At 43.7% G+C, this 1,189-nt stretch carries 2 protein-coding genes; both read left to right on the top strand.

The window, feature by feature from the left end:
• Positions 1–70: 70 nt before the first annotated feature.
• Complete coding sequence (locus tag A3738_RS14355) at positions 71–328, top strand: DUF1127 domain-containing protein (protein ID WP_082878547.1); 258 nt, start codon at positions 71–73, stop codon at positions 326–328.
• A 148-nt stretch (positions 329–476) separates the two neighbouring features.
• Positions 477–1,189 (top strand): DUF1338 domain-containing protein (locus A3738_RS14350; protein ID WP_068763663.1); only part of this gene is annotated, 713 nt, incomplete at its 3' end.

Here is a 1,189-nt window from a genome sequence, read left to right as displayed (position 1 = left end):
AGAGAGGCGATGACAGCAACAATTTTTCTCCAATGGTTTATTAGCGAATTACAGATAGAGGAGTTAGATCATGAGATTATTCGTGAACGGATACCTAATATTATCAGCATTTGAGCGCGTACTTTCTGCGAGAGCTGTCGTTCGTATTTTCAAATTGACTCAGCTTAGGCTGCAAAGTAAGCGACTATTAGAACTAGTCAGTTTGTATGCGCAGCGCACCCAGCAACGTAGGCAATTAGCGCATCTCGATCAACGAGCATTGTCAGATATTGGGTTATCTCACGCTGATGCACTGAATGAGGCAAATAAGCCATTCTGGAAAGAATAGGGTTCGGCTTTGCGCTCGTTCGCATATCACTGAAAACAACGCTAAATTTAAGCTCTACTTCAAAGCTGCAACGCATTTAGTAGCTATAAGTAGTCAAAAGCAGCTAGAAGTAGCCATGTCAGTTATTCGATTTGTAAAAAGGAACGATATGAATATCGAGACCATGTTTTCAGAGTGTTGGGCAGCGTATAGCAAGTTAAACCCTAAGGTGCTCGAGATGCGAGCCTTGCTTGCACAGCATTCTTCTGGTCTGTTGAATGATCATATTGCACTGCGAACCCTCAAACACTCCGAGTTTGGGTTAGGCCAGCTCTGTGCGCCCTTTGAGGAAATCGGCTATGAAGTGAGAGAGCACTATCATTTCAAAGAAAAGAAGCTGGAAGCGGTGCACTTAGAACATTCAAATATCGCGGATGCGCCAAAGGTATTTATTAGCGAGTTGTTGCTCGAACAGTGCTCGCCAGAATTGCAGGATCTTATCTCTCGAGCATTAGTAGACCGTTATCAGCCAATATTGGATGCTTTGTTACCCGTGTCAGGGGTGTCGTGGGGCCAGCCTTCGTATTCGGTGTATCAGACTCTTTTACAAGAATCAGAGTATGCGGCGTGGTTTTATGTCTTTGGCTTTGTGCCAAACCATTTTACGGTGAAAGTGAATTCCCTCAGCGATGTGGATGGCTTGAATGATATTCACGTGTTGAATGCGTTTTTAGAAGATCACGGTTATCAATTGAATAGCGCGGGTGGAAAAGTAAAAGGAAGCCCAGAGATTTATTTGGAACAGTCATCCACTTTGGCCGACAAAGTATCTATTCAATTCCAAGAGGGGAAGTACGACATTCCGAGTGTCTTTTATGAGTT

The sequence above is a fragment of the Oleiphilus sp. HI0066 genome (genome assembly GCF_001635725.1).
The sequence above is the reverse complement of the archived record's forward strand: the minus strand, read 5'-3'. Positions and strand labels throughout refer to the sequence as shown.